The organism is Qipengyuania sp. S6317L1 (assembly GCF_023015615.1).
Lineage (GTDB): Bacteria > Pseudomonadota > Alphaproteobacteria > Sphingomonadales > Sphingomonadaceae > Erythrobacter.
Window position 1 is genome coordinate 1,118,020 of record NZ_JALKAJ010000002.1, and the last position, 15,145, is coordinate 1,133,164.

Here is a 15,145-nt window from a genome sequence, read left to right on the forward strand (position 1 = left end):
GAGAGCATGGCTCGCAAGAACGTTACGGAACAGCTAGCGCCCACGGATGAAGGACTCGCCCGCGCGGCGCAGATCCTGGAGGCGGGCGGGCTCGTCGCTGTGCCGACCGAAACGGTTTACGGCCTTGCCGCGCGCGCCGATAGCGCGGAAGCGGTCGCGGGGATATATGCGGCCAAGGGGCGGCCAAGCTTCAACCCGCTGATCGTTCATGTGAAAGACCTCGATCAGGCAGAGCGATTAGCCCTTTTCGACGAACGCGCGCGTGATCTGGCGCGGCGGTTCTGGCCGGGTCCTTTGACGCTGGTGCTGCCCATGCGCGAAGATGCGAAGCTGGCAAAAGCGGTGAGCGCCGGCCTTCCCACGATCGCACTGCGCAACCCTGCGCATCCGGTTATGCAAGCCCTGCTTGATCGGATCGACTTCCCGCTGGCCGCTCCTTCCGCCAATCGCAGCGAAGAGGTAAGCCCGACGCGCGCGGAGCACGTGATTGCTTCGCTTGGGGAGCGTTGCCCAGCGGTGATTGCTGGCGGGCCGACGAAAGCCGGGCTCGAATCGACGATCATAGCCCTGCGAGGAGAAAGGCGTCTTGGCGGCGGGTGGAACCTTTTGCGGCCCGGACCGATCACGAGGGAAGCGCTTGAGCAAGTGCTTGGCCCTGAAACCTCGCATGAAAAGGACAAGGTCGAAGCGCCCGGCCAAACCCCGCGCCACTATTCTCCGGGCAAGCCGCTGCGACTGAACGCCCAAGAAGTTGCGCGAGACGAGTTTTTCATCGGGTTCGGAGAGATCGCCGGTGACTGCACCCTTTCGCCGCAAGGTGACCTTTCGGCAGCCGCGGCCAATTTGTACGATTGCCTTCACCAGGCCGCTGCCTCGCACAGGCCCCGCATTGCCGTGGCTCCCATTCCGGAAAGCGGCATAGGCCAGGCGATCAACGACCGGCTGAAACGCGCGGCTACCCGGTCCTAGTTTGGCCGGTTTCAGTCAGGCCGGTCCTAGTCCGGCTCATAAGGCACCTGTGGCAAAAGCTCTTCGATTTCCTGATGGGTTTCCCGTGCCTCACTACAGGCGCGGTCATCGCCATCATAGCAGTCCTCGCGCTGTCGCTCATACTGTCGCTCGAGCTTGCCGAGGCGTTCCTCGCGGCGGCGGATTTCTCGACCCCGCTTTTCATCCGCTTCGGACTGGCTGGTGGTCGCAAGGTCAACCGCCTTGGCCCCGACCCGTACCGGCGCGGTCACGATATTGGCCGCCGTTCTGGCAAGACAACCCGAAAGGGTGAGCGAGGCGGTGGCGAGCGCCACGGCGAGAATTGGAGTCATGCGCATGAGCGCAAGTGTCTCTCAAGCTGACCGATCACGCAAGTCAGGGATAATCTGGGGCCCGCGCCGACCGCATCCGCTCTAGGATTTGGTGCCATTCGGACAGTTGAGCGATCCCGACCCCATCGAACTTTCCTCGCAGGTCGCCGTGCCTTCGACATGAACGTTGCCCGACCCCATGATCGAGGCTCCGACCACCCCGTCCGATTTGAGGCGTGCATTGCCCGAACCGGCAATGGCGACTTCGACATAATCGGCCTCGAGGTCCTCCAGATCAGCGTCTCCGGACCCTCCAACATTGATGCTGAGATTCTTTGCTGTGCCCGAAGCCATGACCGAGCCCGACCCGCCGATGTTGATATCGAGCGAAGTGGCGGTGAGTGTGCCGAGACTGGCGATGCCTGACCCGCCAAGGTTGACATCGAGCGCGGTGACGGTCGCGTCGCCGCCGGTGAATTTACCTGATCCCAGGATAGAAACCTCGGCCGACTTTGCCAGCGTCTGCGTTTCCATGCTTCCGCTTCCGGTGATGACAAGCTCCTTGGGCGCTGCGGGCAAAGTGACGCGGATGGTGGCCTGATCGCTATCGTCCAGAAAACTATCATCGCGGGTGATGCCAAGGACATTGCCATCAAGCACGAATCGCACCGCTTCTTTTGCCTCGTCGCTTCCCTCGACGGTGATTTCGAGAGCGTCGCCCTTGGTCAGATAAACCTTGTCAGAGCCTGCAAGTGTCACTCCGCTCGGCGCTGCGCCTGTGAGTTCGATCTCGCTCAGGGGCACGCCTTTTTCGCCATTGATCGTGACATCCATGTCAAAACAGGCCGCAAGTCCAAGTGTCAAAGGGGGCACTGTCAGAAGGGCGAGGGTTTTGCGGGGCATCAAGGACATTCATCATCTCCACCAGTGATCGTGCGTATTACTTATATAATACACCATCACTGCAGTGGCAAGTTTGCAGGATGCTCCAGCCATGGCCAGCGCAAAAGAAAAGGGCCGCCCCAACGGACGGCCCTTTCATTGTCGAGATCGCGGACGATTACGATTCGTCGTCATTGTTCTCGTAATATTGCGGAGCATGTTCGCGCAGCACATCGAGGATCTTCTCAAGCGCGGTTGCCTCATCGGTTTCTTCCATCGCGGCCAGTTCGCGCGCGAGGCGGCTGGATGCGGCTTCGAAGATTTGCCGTTCGGAATAGCTTTGCTCTGGCTGGTCGTCCGGACGGAAAAGGTCGCGAGTGACTTCTGCGATAAGAACAATCTCACCGGAGTTGATCTTCGCTTCATACTCCTGCGCACGGCGTGACCACATGGTGCGTTTAACCTTGGGTTTGCCTTTGAGCGTTTCCATCGCCTCTTTGAGGGTCTTGTCGCTGGAAAGCTTGCGCATGCCGATCGATTCAACCTTATTGGTTGGCACGCGCAGGGTCATGCGCTCTTTTTCAAAGCGAAGGACATACAGCTCAAGCTGCATGCCAGCGATTTCTTCATTCTGGAGTTCAATGACACGGCCAACGCCGTGCTTGGGGTAAACAACATAATCGCCAACAGTGAAGGCGGGCGCATTGCTTGCCATGCGTATTCCTTTCTTGCGGCCGCCAGCGGTTACCTAACCTTGACACAGATTGGGCGTGAGCGTCTTGTCAGTCAGCATCCCTTTCGAATCGAAGCGGAAGCCGCCAAAAAACATGCCTCAGTCTGTTATTGCTGGTGTGTGGCCTTTCTGATTCGCACATGCCGAAGCCGCACTCCGGAGAGGGCAAACGGTTCGGTCGCATCATTATATAGCATATCCGCAACAAAATTGCGAATCGCGCCGAATCAATTTGGCGTGCGGCGTGTCTCGGCTGCAATAAATGCGCCCAGAAGCAGCAGATATGCGCTCAGGAATAACCAGGTGAGCAAGACAACAATCGCGCCGAGCGAACCATAGGTTGCGTTGTAGCTTCCGAAATTCGAAACATAAAAGCCAAACCCGATGCTCGCCAGCATCCAGCTGATGCCGAATGGCAAGGCCCCGCGCACGGCTTCGGACAGGGATACATCGTCGACATTGGGGACGATGCGATAGGCGAGCATGGCTCCGGCGGTTCCCGCAATTGCGATCACGAGATATGTGCCTGCGCTTCCTGCACCCTCGGGAATGACAAACGTGGTCATGGATATGGTGGCGGCGACCAGTCCCATCGCCCCAAGCGCGCCGATGGTGATGCACAGCGCGAGCGCATTGGCCTTGACCAGGCCTCGGCCTTCCTGCGCGCCGAAAGCGACATTGAAAGCCGTGATCACCGATCCCGCCGCAACACGGGCGCTGAACAGCGCCGCTACGATAGCGAGAATCAGGCCGAGATCTTCGGCCTCGGTGCGATCCTTTGTGATTGCCTCAAGCTGATCGACCATGAGCGCGCCAGCAGAAGCCGGCAGCGTCGACACAAGTGTTTGTGCGTGTGTGGCAACCGTTTCGGGCTGCGCAATTACGCCGTATGATAGCACTCCTGCGATCAGCAGGGGCACGAATGACAAGAAGGCGTAAAATGCAATACCGGCGGCAAGCAGACTGGCATCCTGGGCCTGCGCTCTGGTCCATGCCGATTTGAGGGCGTCTGTATAGGAAGGCATATCTTCCCAAGGTTTGAAAGGCGGCACGGTTCCTGAAACTGCGATCAATAGCGCAAGAATTTCAGTCCCCTTCGCTCAAACGACCTTGGTTCTAGTCGCCTTCTCCGGGCGCTTCGCTGAAGTATTTTTCAAACTTGCCCTCTTGGCCCTTGAAGTCGTCTGCATCTGCAGGCGGTTCTTTCTGGCTGGTGATGTTGGGCCATTCAGCGGAGAATTTGGTGTTGAGCTCGAGCCATTTTTCGAGCCCGTCTTCTGTATCGGGCAGAATCGCTTCGGCGGGGCATTCGGGTTCACAAACGCCGCAATCGATGCACTCTGCCGGGTTGATGACCAGCATGTTCTCGCCCTCGTAGAAGCAGTCCACCGGACACACTTCCACACAGTCGGTGTATTTGCATTTGATGCAGTCATCGGTGACGACGTAGGTCATTTCCAACAGGTCTTTCTATTTGTCGAGCGAATGCAAAACGGCTTGACAGGAATCATGCGTTTCGCGCTGCTAGTGGCAAGAGGGGCCAATGGTCAAGGTCCCGCCTGGTTCCCGGTTCAAACGAGTAATCAGGCCCCGCGTGTGTATTCGATATAATACGCCTTTGCTTGCGCTGCGGATGTGCGGCGGGTCGGCAGCGCCTGAATCTCGACGATCCGCACCTCACCTCCGACAACAAGCGTCAGCACATCGCCAATAGCAATATTTTCGCTCGCACGGGTCACATGCTTTCTATTGCGCCGTAAAGATCGCCCTTCGATCATCGCGCGCGCTGCCGAGCGGGTGCGGGCAAAGCGGAGGTAAACGAGCAGCCGGTCGAGCCGTAAGGTCTCTTTTGCCGCATTCGCGCCAGCGCCCGTTTCCACCATCAGCGCCTCATGGTTTCAGAAGGTCCGCGAGCTTGTCAAAAGCACCGCCTGCGCGTGCGGGACCGAAATCGGGCTCGTTCTGGCGCTGGTTGCGGTTGTTTCCGCCGCGCTTGGCGTTCTGGCCTTTGGGTTTCCCGCCCTTGCCGTGTTGAGGCTTGCCGCTCTTGCCGGGTCGCTTGCCCTGGCTGTTCCCCTTACCCTGTGCGCCCTTGCGATTGTCACGCCGGTCATCGCGTCTGTTGTTGCGTTCACCTACACGCTTGGGCCGCCAGCTCCAGCTATCGGGCTGGAGCGGGCCGTGGGCGCCTTCGGCCAGAGGTTTGGGGCGCTGCACGCGGAACCCTGCGCTACCAAGCAGGCGGCGCGCGTTTTCTTCTTCAAGTCCGATGGACACAGGAAGCGCGAGGTCGAGCGCAAACCTGGCATTGCGAGGGCTTGCGCTCTTTTTCGGCGGCTGGGGCCTGGTTTGCTTGGGCGTGTCTGCCTGTTCGCTCGCGGTTTCCTTGTTGGCCTCTGGCGCTGCAGGCTCTTTGCCATTTTCGGCCTCGGGCGCCTCGGTCTTCGCCACCTCGGTTTTTGGTGTCTCGTCCTTCGGTGTCTCGTCCTTCGGTGCCGCGTCCTTCGGTGCCGCGTCGCTCACTGCTTCCGGCGCTGCAGGAGCGGCGGGCGCTTCGCCCGCTTTGGCGCGGGTGTCGAAGGCGGCGCGCAGGATCTTCTCTGCCAGATCGACCCGAATCACCTGATTGCCTGCCATGCGGTATCCTGCCGGCACTTGCTTGGTGTCGCTCAGCACGGGCAGCATCGCTTCTTGCAGCGGGCGCTCATCAAGGCCGAGCGCATGAAGCAACTGGCGCGGGGCCGGCTTCAACAGATCGCGGGCAAAAATGTCGAGCGCGCCAAAGGTCACGCCAAGCTTGCGCAAGAAGGGCCGCATTTCCTTGGGAAGATGCTCAAGTCCTGCTTTTTCCCGCGCCACGACGCCGCGCGCATCGATCAATGTCACCAGCAAGGCGCGCGCCTGGCTTCCGGCATTGGGATCGGTCGCGGCCTCTGACAGCTTGCGCAATGGCTCCAGCGGAGCGAGCTTATCTTGCAGCCAGGCCAAGAGCCCGGCCTCCAGCTTTTCGCGCGCAGAATCGGGCACGGCGGAAATTTCACGCGGGAAGGTCAGGCGAGGGGTCCCGAAATCGTCGGGAATCGCGATTTCAGCGATGACCATGTCCTGCCACTGGATTGTGCCGGCCTTGATCTCAAGATCGTCCAATCCGGCTGCGAGCAATTGTTCGGCGCGCTGCGACAGGATGCCGGGCAGCGCCTTTTCGCCTGCCGACAGCAGCATCTTGCGTTCGCCAAGCCCGGCCTGCGGGTCAACGGTGAAACGGAAACCGTCAAGTCTGCCGATGGTTTCGCCCTCGACACTCACCCTTCCATCAGGTTCGAGCGTTACGGGTAGCGATGCGCCATCTTGCCCCAGAGATTTCATCAGTATTGCAGTCCTTCGGTTCACAAATCGTTCGGTGAGGCGCGCGTGTAGCGCATCAGATAGCCTTGCTTCCACCCCCCTTGCGCGCGCGGCCATTTCATCGCGGGCAAGCACCCAGTCGGGTCGCTGGCAGATATAGGCCCACGACCGGATCGCGGCTATCCGTCCCTGAAGCGTGTCGATATCGCCGCCCGTCCGGTCGAGTTCGGCGATGCGCGCGGCGACAAAGTCCGCGCCCAGATACCCTTCGCGCAAATCCTGCCACAGTCTTGCGACAAAGCGAGAGTGCGGGTCGACGCCCAGTTGCCGGAAGTCGGGAAGCGAGCAGGCTTCCCAGAACCGGCGCACGCTTCCGTGCCCCTTGACCGTATCTGCGATGGGTTCGCTTGCAAGGCGCTTGAGCACGGCGAGGTCAATCGCCTCGGGGGCCGCCTTCAACACGTCACCTTGAGGCTTCGCTTCGAGGTCGCCGATCAGCACATCGAGCGTCGCAAAGCGCGGTTCGGCCTCGCGCCAGAAAAGCTTGGTGAGAGGTGCGAATTTATGCTCCTCGATCGCGTATATCTCTTCCTCGGAAAATTCGAGCGGCGCGCCTGAGCGGCTGCCCCCGCCTGTGAGCACACCGAAGCTGCCGTCGGTCTGGTGGCGGCCTGCGCGCCCTGCAATCTGCGCCATCTCGGACGGGGTCAGGCGGCGTTTCCTGCGTCCGTCAAACTTGGTGAGCGCGGCAAAAGCCACGTGGTGCAGGTCGAGATTGAGCCCCATGCCAATCGCATCGGTCGCAACGATGTAGTCGACCTCGCCGTTCTGAAACAGTTCGACCTGTTTGTTGCGCGTCTCCGGCGACAAGGCACCCATCACCACCGCCGCGCCCCCGCGAAAGCGGCGCAGCGCCTCGGCCATGGCGTAAACCTGCTCGGTCGAGAAGGCGACCACGGCGCTGCGCGGGGGAAGCCGCGAAAGCTTGCATTCGCCCGCATGACTCAATGTCGAGAAACGCGGACGCTCAACCATTTCGGCGCCGGGGATCAGCTTTTTGACGATGGGTTCAAGCGTCGCCGAACCGAGAATCATCGTCTCTTCGCGACCGCGGGCGTGCAGCAAGCGGTCAGTAAAAATATGCCCGCGCTCAGGATCAGCGCCAATTTGCGCCTCGTCGATGGCGACAAAGGCGTGGGGGCCGTTCTTGCCCATGCCAAGACGGTCCATCGCTTCCATCGTGCAGCAGAAATAGCGCGCGCCCGGCGGCTCAATCCGCTGTTCTCCGGTGATGAGCGCCACTGCATCATCGCCCTTGATCGTGCGCACCCGGTCATACACCTCGCGCGCCAGCAAACGCAGCGGAAAGCCCATCATGCCGCTGGAATGCGCGCACATCCGTTCAATCGCGAGATGCGTCTTGCCCGTGTTGGTCGGGCCCAGAACGGCGCGCACGCGGCTGTCAGTGACGGGTCTGGAGGGGATTTGCGAGGTCACCGGGTGTCTGTGTCAAACTGGGGAGCCAAGGGCAATGGCCAAGAGCGCCCAGCATGGGGAAACGCACCAGAGCCAAGCTGGCGCGAGTAAGTAAAACCACTTATCGCATCCGTGACTCAACTGGCCGCTTGTTAAGTGGACATTTACCATGTTTGGCCATGGTAGGAGAGCATTGGTGCAGCTTTGCCGCTACTCCGGGTGCTGGAAGGCAGATGGATTTGGATCACACGAGCGACATTCCTGAAGGCGCGTCAAATGACGGTGCGCCAGAGGACGAGCGGGACAGCGATGTTTCCCGCGCGCTTACCCATGCGTCCGCGTCCCGAGGCATAGACAAGGAAACCGCCAGAGAATTTGCGCCCTACCTCGTCAATTCGATGAAAGCCGCGCCGCCGACGGGCTCGCGCAAGGTAAAACGCCAGGTTCTTGCCCGCGTGCACGGTTGGCGCGCGCGATACGATGAATGGAGATTGGGCGTAAGCAACTGGCTTGCGCGGTATGATCTTGCGCCTGATCTGGCAGAAGACATCGGCAGCCGCCGATGGTTTCGCGGGGCGGCCACCATGGTGGTGCTGTGCGCGATTGCTATTGCCTTCTGGCCAAGCTTTACACCCTTACAGGCCCGTTCTGCCATTCCCGAGGGTCAGGAAATTCGCGATGAATTTCGCAGCCAGATGATCCTTCCCCTGGCGCTTGGCGCGGACAGTGGCCGGCGCATGGGGCCAACCGCCGCCGTTATCCCCTTGGAAAGCGCGCCCGAACGTCCGCAAATCGAACTGGTCGCGACTTTGGCAAGGGGCGACAGTTTCGATTCCGCGCTTCGCCGCGCGGGTGTTTCGGCGGCCGATATCGGTCGCCTGAGCGCGCTTATCGGCGATGCGATGCCATTGTCCGAGATCGAGCCGGGCACAAAGATCGACATTGTCCTTGGCAGACGACCCGAAGAGGGCGCGTCGCGGCCCATTGATGCCCTATCATTTCGTGCGCGCTTCGATCTGGAGCTTGAGATCACCCGTGCAGCGGGCGATCCGGAAACAGCCGCGCCCGGCGAATTGTCGCTGGTTCGCAATTTCATCCGTGTCGACGACACACCTTTAAGGGTGCGCGGCCGCGTGGGGACAAGCCTTTATCGTTCGATGCGTTCTGCCGGCGTTCCGGCCAGCGCGGCGCAGGATTATCTGCGGGCTCTGGGTGATCACCTTCAACTCGACCGCGAGGTGCGCTCTTCGGATGAATTCGACATCGTCATCGCTTACCGGCGCGCTGCAACCGGTGAGCGTCAGGCGGGCAACCTCCTTTACGCTGGCATCGACCGCGGTGGCGAACCCAAGACGCAGCTTATGCGGTGGGGCAGCGAGGGGCGTTTTTACGAGGCGTCAGGCGTCGGCGAACAAAAGCGCGGACTGCTTTCCCCTGTTCCCGGCGCTGTTTCCTCGCGCTTTGGCATGCGACGTCACCCAATTCTGGGCATCCGCCGCCTTCATGCTGGACAGGATTACCGCGCGCGGCATGGCACGCCAATTGTTGCCGTGACCGATGGGACCGTCGCCTCGGCAGGGCGTGCGGGCGGTTGTGGCATCACGGTCAAGCTGCGCCATGGCGGCGGGCTTGAAACGCGCTATTGCCACATGAGCCGCATGGCCGTTCGCCGGGGGCAGCAGGTGCGCCGGGGTCAGGTAATCGGATATGTGGGATCGACCGGCCTTTCGACCGGCCCGCACCTTCATTATGAAATGTATAGAAATGGCCGCGTGATCAACCCGGCCAGCGTCGATTACGTCACCCGCGCAGTCCTCGAAGGGACTGAACTGCTTGATTTCAAACGGCGATTGATCGAACTCAAAAATATCGAGCCGGGCGCGGCACTGGCTGATCTCGAACAGCTGCCGAACGAGGTTGAAGAACCCGTCCGCGAGATCGAGAAGATTGCATCGGCTGCCAGCTCCGATTGATTGCGGTCTGGAAATGGGGCACACCTGCGCCCTATGACAGCCAGCTATCCCAACACCCGCCTTCGCCGCACTCGAGCCAGTGGATGGAGCCGCGCGCTTCACCGCGAAACGCTGATCACGCCCGCCGATTTGATCTGGCCGATGTTCGTGACCGAGGGGCAGGGCATCGAAGACCCGATTCAATCGCTTCCCGGCGTGTCTCGCTGGTCGGTGGATGGCATCGTCAAACAGGCAAAAGAGGCGGTGTCGCTTGGCATTCCGGTGGTGGCGCTGTTCCCCAACACCCAGGCCGACCGGCGTTCGGACGATGGGGCCGAAGCGCACAATCCCGACAACCTCATGTGCCGCGCGATCCGCGCAATCAAGGATGCGTGCGGCGATGACATCGGCGTCCTGACCGACGTCGCGCTCGACCCTTACACCAGCCACGGGCAGGACGGGCTTCTCGATGATGCGGGCTATGTCACCAATGACGACACGGTGGCCGCTCTGGTCGATCAGGCCCTTAATCAGGCGGCGGCGGGCGCGGACATTATCGCGCCATCGGACATGATGGACGGACGCATCCATGCAATCCGCATGGCGCTCGAAATGAACGGCCATCCCAATATCCAGATCATGAGCTATGCCGCCAAATATGCGAGCGCGTTCTACGGTCCTTTCCGCGATGCGGTCGGATCAAGCGGTGTGCTCAAAGGCGACAAGAAAACCTACCAGATGGACCCGGCCAATGGCGATGAGGCCTTGCGCGAGGTCGAGCTCGACATTGCTGAAGGCGCAGACAGCGTCATGGTAAAGCCCGGCCTTGCCTATCTCGACATCATTTACCGTGTGCGCCAGAAATTCGGCGTGCCTGTTTTCGCCTATCAGGTGAGCGGCGAATACGCGATGCTTGAAGCGGCGCAGAGCGTGGGGGCGGGGGACCGTGATGCGTTGTTGATGGAAAAGCTGATGGCTTTCAAACGCGCCGGGGTAAGCGGGGTGCTGACCTATCATGCACCTGTGGCCGCGCGCATCCTCAATGGCTGAAGCCTTCAGACACGAGACCGAGCGGCTCATCTTACGCGATTGGCGCGAGGAGGATTGGGCGCCGTTCTGGGAGGCCACCAATACGCCTGCGGTGATGCGCTGGCTGGGCGGTGTATTGGACGAGGAGGGGATGCAGGGCGCACGTTCGCGCCTCGAAACCTATACGCGCGAACACGGTCACACCTTCTGGGTGGTGGAGCGCAAGGAGGATGCCGAAATCCTCGGATTTTGCGGCCTCAAACGGTCTAACCAGCCCGGCGGACCCATGGGCGAATATGAAGTCGGCTGGCGACTTCGCGAAAGCGCATGGGGCAAAGGCTTTGCGAAAGAGGCAGCCATCGCGAGCCTCAAAATCGGGTTCGAACAGTTCGACGCGCCGCAAATCCTCGCCTTCACGGTTGAGCAGAACACGGCAAGCTGGGGCCTGATGAAGCGGTTGGGGATGGAGCGGCGCGCGTCCCTCGATTTTGAGAACAGCGATTTTGGCGCCGATATGATCATCGTTTACGGCATTACCCGCGAACAATGGCGCACCCAAAGGCGTTCAGCGCATGGCTGATATCGTTCTGGAAACGGAACGGCTGATCCTTCGCACCATCGACGAGGGCGAGGTTGAACTGCACGACAGATCGCTCAACACCCCGGCGGTGATGGAGCATCTGGGCGGGGTTAAGGAACCCCATGAACTCGAAGCCAAGCACGCCAGGAACATGGCGCTTTATGCACGCGAAGGCTTCTCCTTCCTCTTTGGCATCGAAAAGACCACCGGCGATCTTGTTGCGCACGTGGGCGTAAAGCGAATCGACCTCGAAGGCGCGCCCAACCAGGGCGACCATGAGATTGGCTGGCTGATTCGCGAGGATCGGTGGCGTCGCGGCTATGCGATGGAAGCGGTGCGGGCAGTGGTCGATTGGGCGTTCGGCGGGCGCGTGGGTGCGCCTCATGTGGTTGCGATCACCAACCCATCCAATGTCGGCAGTTGGAAACTGATGGAGAAGCTGGGTATGGAGCGGCGCGAGGACCTCGACTTCATCGGCCCCAATTCCGAGATCGATGGGGGCAGAATCATCCAGTATTCGCTTACGAAAGCGCAATGGGAGCAATCACAATGACCGATCAATCGTCCCGATATCCGGGCGTGAACATCATTCCGATGCACGGCAAGACGCCCAGGATCCACGAAACCGCCTTTATCGCGCCCGGATGCACGATCATCGGCGATGTCGAAATCGGGGCCGAAAGCTCGATCTGGTACAATTGCGTGCTTCGTGCCGACGTTTTCAAAATCCGCATTGGCGAACGCACCAATGTGCAAGATGGCAGCGTTCTCCACTGCGACCCGCCGCGCCCCGGTGATGACGAAGGATGCCCGCTGATTATCGGCGACGATGTGCTGATCGGCCATATGGCAATGGTCCACGGTTGCACCATTCACGACCGCGGCTTTGTCGGGCTAGGCGCTATCGCAATGAACAAATCGGTCATCGCAAGCGACGCTATGCTGGGCGCTGGCGCAATGCTGACCGAGCGCAAGGTCATGGGCGAGCGCGAGCTTTGGGCGGGGCGTCCGGCGAAAAAGCTCAAAGACCTTGATGATGCAGCGATTGCCGGAATGCGCATCGGCGTTGCGCACTATGCCGAAAATGCAAAACACCATGCCGGGGCGGTGGCAGAGGCGCTGGGTTAGAACACCCTAATCGCGCACCAGCGATTGCAGCGATTCCAGGCGATCCGCCTCGTGCACGGGTTTGTCCCAGCGGATGCGGTGGATGCGTGGAAAACGCATGGCGAGCCCTGACTTGTGGCGTTTTGACGAATGCACGCTGTCAAAGGCAACTTCGAACACCAAAGTGCGCTCAACCTCGCGCACAGGGCCAAAGCGGTTGAGCGTTGTCTGGCGCACCAGACGGTCGAGTTTCTTGAGCTCGGCATCGGTGAAGCCGGAATAGGCCTTGCCCACCGGAAGAAGTTCCGCGCCCGCATCGGGATCGCCGTTCCAGCAGCCGAAAGTGTAGTCGGAATAGAAGCTCGACCGTTTGCCGGACCCGCGCTGGGCATACATCAGCACACAGTCGATCAGCAGCGGATCGCGTTTCCATTTGTACCACAGGCCCACCTTGCGGCCCGCGATATAGGGCGCATCGCGGCGTTTGAGCATAAGGCCCTCGATCGCGTCCTCGCGCGCGCCTTCGCGAATTTCGGCAAGGTGATCGAAATCGCGTGCCTCGACTATACGGGACAGATCGAAGTGTGAGGAGGGCAGCCGCCCCATCAATTGCTCAAGCGACCCGCGGCGATGTTCCCACGGGTTTTCGCGCAGGTCCTCGCCTTCAAGGATCAGCGTATCATAAAGCCGCACGAAGGCAGGGGCCTCGGCGAGCATTTTCTTGGAGACGGTCTTGCGGCCCAGACGCTGTTGCAGAGCGTTGAAGCTTGCCGCGCCGCCCTCTTCACCGCCTTGCACGGCGCCGCGCACCATCAACTCACCGTCGAGCACCGCATCCATCGGCAATTTATCGAGCATTTCGGGAAAGCTTGCCGAGATATCGTCGCCCGAGCGCGAATAGAGCCGGGTTTCGGCAACACCGCTTTCATTGGTAACCCGCACCAATTGCACGCGAATACCGTCCCATTTCCATTCGGCCGCATAGTCCTTGAGGTCGACCCCCTTTTCGACTTGGGCGTCCTCAAGCGGGTGGGCGAGCATGAAGGGGCGAAACATCGGCCTGTTCGACACATCGGGCGGATCGGCGCCCTCGGCTGCCCATTGGAAAAGCTCGGTATAAGGCGGCTCCAATGCGTGCCAATACTCCTCCACATCTTCGACATTGACGTCAAAGGCCTGAGCAAAAGCGGTCTTGGCAAGCCTTGCAGAAACACCAACGCGCATGCCGCCAGTTGCCAGCTTGATAAGGGCAAAGCGTCCGTTGGCATCGAGCCGATCGAGGAGTTTGGGCAATTCCTTGGGCGCGGTGTTGCGGTTGAGGCCGGACAAGAGCTGCACCACCTCGTCAACGCTCGGCGGGTTCTCGTCCGGTTCGCCGTTTTGAGGCCACAGAAGGCTTGCCGTTTCTGCGGTGTCTCCAACGAAATCGCGCGAAAGGCTCCACAAGACCGGATCGACGCGGTCCTTCATCAGATTGCGAACGGTTGAGGATTTGACGCCTGGAAAATCCAGTTCTCCCGTCAGCGCACCCAAGGCCCAACCCCGGTCCGGATCGGGCGTGTCGCGCAAGTAATCCGCGATCATCGCCAGCTTGCGATTGCGGCTGGTGGTGTAGACGAGCGTGTCGAGAAGGGTGGAGAAGGCCTTCATCCCTCATCCTCCTCTTCGCGCCCCACCATCGCCAGCGCCCGCGCGCGGCGTTGGTTAAGCTCGCACCACCTCAGAAGCGCTTCCTCGCGCCCGTGGGTGATCCACGTCTCTATCGGGTTTACCTGCCTGATTGTGTCGGTCAGCTCGTTCCAGTCGGCATGGTCCGAGATAATCAGCGGCAATTCGACCCCGCGCTGGCGCGCTCGCCCGCGCACCCGCATCCACCCGCTCGCCATGGCGGTGACGGGATTGGGGAGGCGCCGCGACCAACGATCGTTAAGCGCAGAAGGCGGCGCAATGACGATGGAACCGGCCATGTCGTCCTTGCTGTGATCGCTCACCAGCTTGAGTTCGCCAAGGTCAACGCCGTGTTCTTCGTAAAGGCGGCACATTTTCTCCATCGCGCCGTGGAGATAGATCGGGTCTGTGTGCCCCGCGGCGCGCAGCTCGGCGATCACTCGCTGCGCCTTGCCCAGAGCATAGGCTCCCACCAGAACGCTGCCTTCGGGATTTCCTTCGAGCGCCGAGAGGAGCTTTCCCATCTCCTCGCCAATCGGGGGGTGGGTGAAGAGCGGCAGGCCGAAGGTCGCCTCGGTGATGAAGATATCGCACGGGGTGACCTCGAACGGGGCGCAGGTCGGGTCGGCGCGGCGTTTATAGTCGCCCGTGATCACCACCCGCTCGCCCGCGTGCTCAAGCAAAATCTGCGACGAGCCCAGCACGTGCCCTGCCGGAATATATGTCGCATCGACCCCGCCGGGGAGCCGGATTGTTTCGCCATATTCGACCGGCATTGCCTTGTGCGGGATTTCGCCAGCATCGTCGGCTGCCCCGGTGCGATAGCGCAGTTCCATGATGGCGAGCGTTTCGGGGGTTGCGAAAGTTTCGCCGTGCCCGCCGCGTGCGTGATCGGCATGGCCGTGGGTGACAAGCGCCTTATCGACCGCGCGCGCAGGGTCGATAAAAGCGCCCGCAGGCACGACTTCGACACCCCAGGGGTGCGGCTTGATCCAGGAAAAGGGCGCGCTCATGGTAGGTTATACCAGCGAGCGCGCTCCAAGGTTCCGCTTATTCCGCGTATTACATGGTT

15 protein-coding genes are annotated in these 15,145 nt (G+C 60.8%); 6 read left to right on the forward strand and 9 right to left on the reverse strand.

Annotated features, from left to right (window positions below):
* Positions 1-6: 6 nt before the first annotated feature.
* Positions 7-969 (forward strand): L-threonylcarbamoyladenylate synthase, encoded by a 963-nt coding sequence (locus tag MWU38_RS06780; protein ID WP_247271049.1) that lies wholly within the window; start codon positions 7-9, stop codon positions 967-969.
* A gap of 26 nt (positions 970-995) precedes the next feature.
* Here the strand turns inward: MWU38_RS06780 and MWU38_RS06785 are convergent, their stop codons facing one another.
* The 7 genes from MWU38_RS06785 to MWU38_RS06815 form a co-directional block, all read right to left on the reverse strand.
* Positions 996-1,322 carry a hypothetical protein gene (locus tag MWU38_RS06785; RefSeq protein WP_247271260.1) on the reverse strand — a complete coding sequence of 109 codons (327 nt, stop codon included), beginning with the start codon at positions 1,320-1,322 and terminating at the stop codon, positions 996-998.
* An 81-nt stretch (positions 1,323-1,403) separates the two neighbouring features.
* Positions 1,404-2,135, reverse strand: a complete 732-nt coding sequence (locus tag MWU38_RS06790) for a head GIN domain-containing protein (protein ID WP_247271050.1) — start codon at positions 2,133-2,135, stop codon at positions 1,404-1,406.
* 226 nt (positions 2,136-2,361) lie between these two features.
* The gene (locus MWU38_RS06795; RefSeq protein WP_247271051.1) at positions 2,362-2,898 is read right to left on the reverse strand and encodes a CarD family transcriptional regulator; all 537 of its coding nucleotides are present in this window, start codon (positions 2,896-2,898) and stop codon (positions 2,362-2,364) included.
* Positions 2,899-3,143: 245 nt separating this feature from the next.
* Entirely contained in the window at positions 3,144-3,941 is a 798-nt protein-coding gene (locus MWU38_RS06800) for a YihY/virulence factor BrkB family protein (RefSeq protein ID WP_247271052.1), read from the reverse strand.
* Between the two features lie 91 nt (positions 3,942-4,032).
* Entirely contained in the window at positions 4,033-4,371 is a 339-nt protein-coding gene (fdxA, locus tag MWU38_RS06805; protein WP_247271053.1) for a ferredoxin FdxA, read from the reverse strand.
* A gap of 128 nt (positions 4,372-4,499) precedes the next feature.
* A complete protein-coding gene (locus MWU38_RS06810) occupies positions 4,500-4,799 on the reverse strand; it encodes a S4 domain-containing protein (RefSeq protein WP_247271054.1) in 300 nt (99 codons plus the stop codon).
* 7 nt (positions 4,800-4,806) lie between these two features.
* Positions 4,807-7,659 (reverse strand): helicase-related protein, encoded by a 2,853-nt coding sequence (locus MWU38_RS06815; protein ID WP_247271261.1) that lies wholly within the window; start codon positions 7,657-7,659, stop codon positions 4,807-4,809.
* A 311-nt stretch (positions 7,660-7,970) separates the two neighbouring features.
* Here MWU38_RS06815 and MWU38_RS06820 point away from each other — a divergent pair, with 311 nt between their 5' ends.
* Genes MWU38_RS06820 through MWU38_RS06840 form a run of 5 tightly spaced genes read left to right on the forward strand, consistent with a single transcriptional unit; the run spans position 7,971 to position 12,426 of the window.
* Positions 7,971-9,710 (forward strand): M23 family metallopeptidase, encoded by a 1,740-nt coding sequence (locus tag MWU38_RS06820; RefSeq protein WP_247271055.1) that lies wholly within the window; start codon positions 7,971-7,973, stop codon positions 9,708-9,710.
* A 33-nt stretch (positions 9,711-9,743) separates the two neighbouring features.
* Complete coding sequence (gene hemB, locus MWU38_RS06825) at positions 9,744-10,739, forward strand: porphobilinogen synthase (protein WP_247271056.1); 996 nt, start codon at positions 9,744-9,746, stop codon at positions 10,737-10,739.
* On the forward strand, positions 10,732-11,298 hold the full coding sequence (locus tag MWU38_RS06830; protein WP_247271057.1) for a GNAT family N-acetyltransferase: 567 nt from the start codon (positions 10,732-10,734) through the stop codon (positions 11,296-11,298). Before hemB ends, MWU38_RS06830 begins: the two co-directional genes overlap by 8 nt.
* Positions 11,291-11,851: a GNAT family N-acetyltransferase gene (locus MWU38_RS06835; RefSeq protein WP_247271058.1), complete on the forward strand. Its 561-nt coding sequence runs from the start codon at positions 11,291-11,293 to the stop codon at positions 11,849-11,851. The genes MWU38_RS06830 and MWU38_RS06835 overlap by 8 nt, the downstream gene beginning before the upstream one ends.
* The gene (locus MWU38_RS06840; RefSeq protein WP_247271059.1) at positions 11,848-12,426 is read left to right on the forward strand and encodes a gamma carbonic anhydrase family protein; all 579 of its coding nucleotides are present in this window, start codon (positions 11,848-11,850) and stop codon (positions 12,424-12,426) included. Before MWU38_RS06835 ends, MWU38_RS06840 begins: the two co-directional genes overlap by 4 nt.
* A 6-nt stretch (positions 12,427-12,432) precedes the next feature.
* On the opposite strand, the gene MWU38_RS06845 is transcribed toward MWU38_RS06840, so the two are convergent.
* Positions 12,433-14,055, reverse strand: coding sequence for a cisplatin damage response ATP-dependent DNA ligase (locus tag MWU38_RS06845; protein WP_247271060.1), 1,623 nt, complete (start codon positions 14,053-14,055; stop codon positions 12,433-12,435).
* Positions 14,052-15,086, reverse strand: coding sequence for a ligase-associated DNA damage response exonuclease (locus tag MWU38_RS06850; protein WP_247271061.1), 1,035 nt, complete (start codon positions 15,084-15,086; stop codon positions 14,052-14,054). The genes MWU38_RS06845 and MWU38_RS06850 overlap by 4 nt, the downstream gene beginning before the upstream one ends.
* Between the last annotated feature and the right edge of the window lie 59 nt (positions 15,087-15,145).

Excerpts from the sequence above, each read along its gene's own strand:
- MWU38_RS06840 (WP_247271059.1), top strand. The coding sequence starts at position 11,848 with ATGACCGATCAATCGTCCCGATATCCGGGCGTGAACATCATTCCGATG.
- MWU38_RS06835 (WP_247271058.1), top strand. The coding sequence starts at position 11,291 with ATGGCTGATATCGTTCTGGAAACGGAACGGCTGATCCTTCGCACCATC.
- MWU38_RS06815 (WP_247271261.1), bottom strand. The coding sequence starts at position 7,659 with ATGTGCGCGCATTCCAGCGGCATGATGGGCTTTCCGCTGCGTTTGCTG.
- MWU38_RS06785 (WP_247271260.1), bottom strand. The coding sequence starts at position 1,322 with ATGACTCCAATTCTCGCCGTGGCGCTCGCCACCGCCTCGCTCACCCTT.
- MWU38_RS06850 (WP_247271061.1), bottom strand. The coding sequence starts at position 15,086 with ATGAGCGCGCCCTTTTCCTGGATCAAGCCGCACCCCTGGGGTGTCGAA.
- MWU38_RS06830 (WP_247271057.1), top strand. The coding sequence starts at position 10,732 with ATGGCTGAAGCCTTCAGACACGAGACCGAGCGGCTCATCTTACGCGAT.
- MWU38_RS06845 (WP_247271060.1), bottom strand. The coding sequence starts at position 14,055 with ATGAAGGCCTTCTCCACCCTTCTCGACACGCTCGTCTACACCACCAGC.
- MWU38_RS06790 (WP_247271050.1), bottom strand. The coding sequence starts at position 2,135 with ATGGATGTCACGATCAATGGCGAAAAAGGCGTGCCCCTGAGCGAGATC.
- MWU38_RS06795 (WP_247271051.1), bottom strand. The coding sequence starts at position 2,898 with ATGGCAAGCAATGCGCCCGCCTTCACTGTTGGCGATTATGTTGTTTAC.
- MWU38_RS06810 (WP_247271054.1), bottom strand. The coding sequence starts at position 4,799 with ATGGTGGAAACGGGCGCTGGCGCGAATGCGGCAAAAGAGACCTTACGG.
- hemB (WP_247271056.1), top strand. The coding sequence starts at position 9,744 with ATGACAGCCAGCTATCCCAACACCCGCCTTCGCCGCACTCGAGCCAGT.
- MWU38_RS06780 (WP_247271049.1), top strand. The coding sequence starts at position 7 with ATGGCTCGCAAGAACGTTACGGAACAGCTAGCGCCCACGGATGAAGGA.
- fdxA (WP_247271053.1), bottom strand. The coding sequence starts at position 4,371 with ATGACCTACGTCGTCACCGATGACTGCATCAAATGCAAATACACCGAC.
- MWU38_RS06820 (WP_247271055.1), top strand. The coding sequence starts at position 7,971 with ATGGATTTGGATCACACGAGCGACATTCCTGAAGGCGCGTCAAATGAC.
- MWU38_RS06800 (WP_247271052.1), bottom strand. The coding sequence starts at position 3,941 with ATGCCTTCCTATACAGACGCCCTCAAATCGGCATGGACCAGAGCGCAG.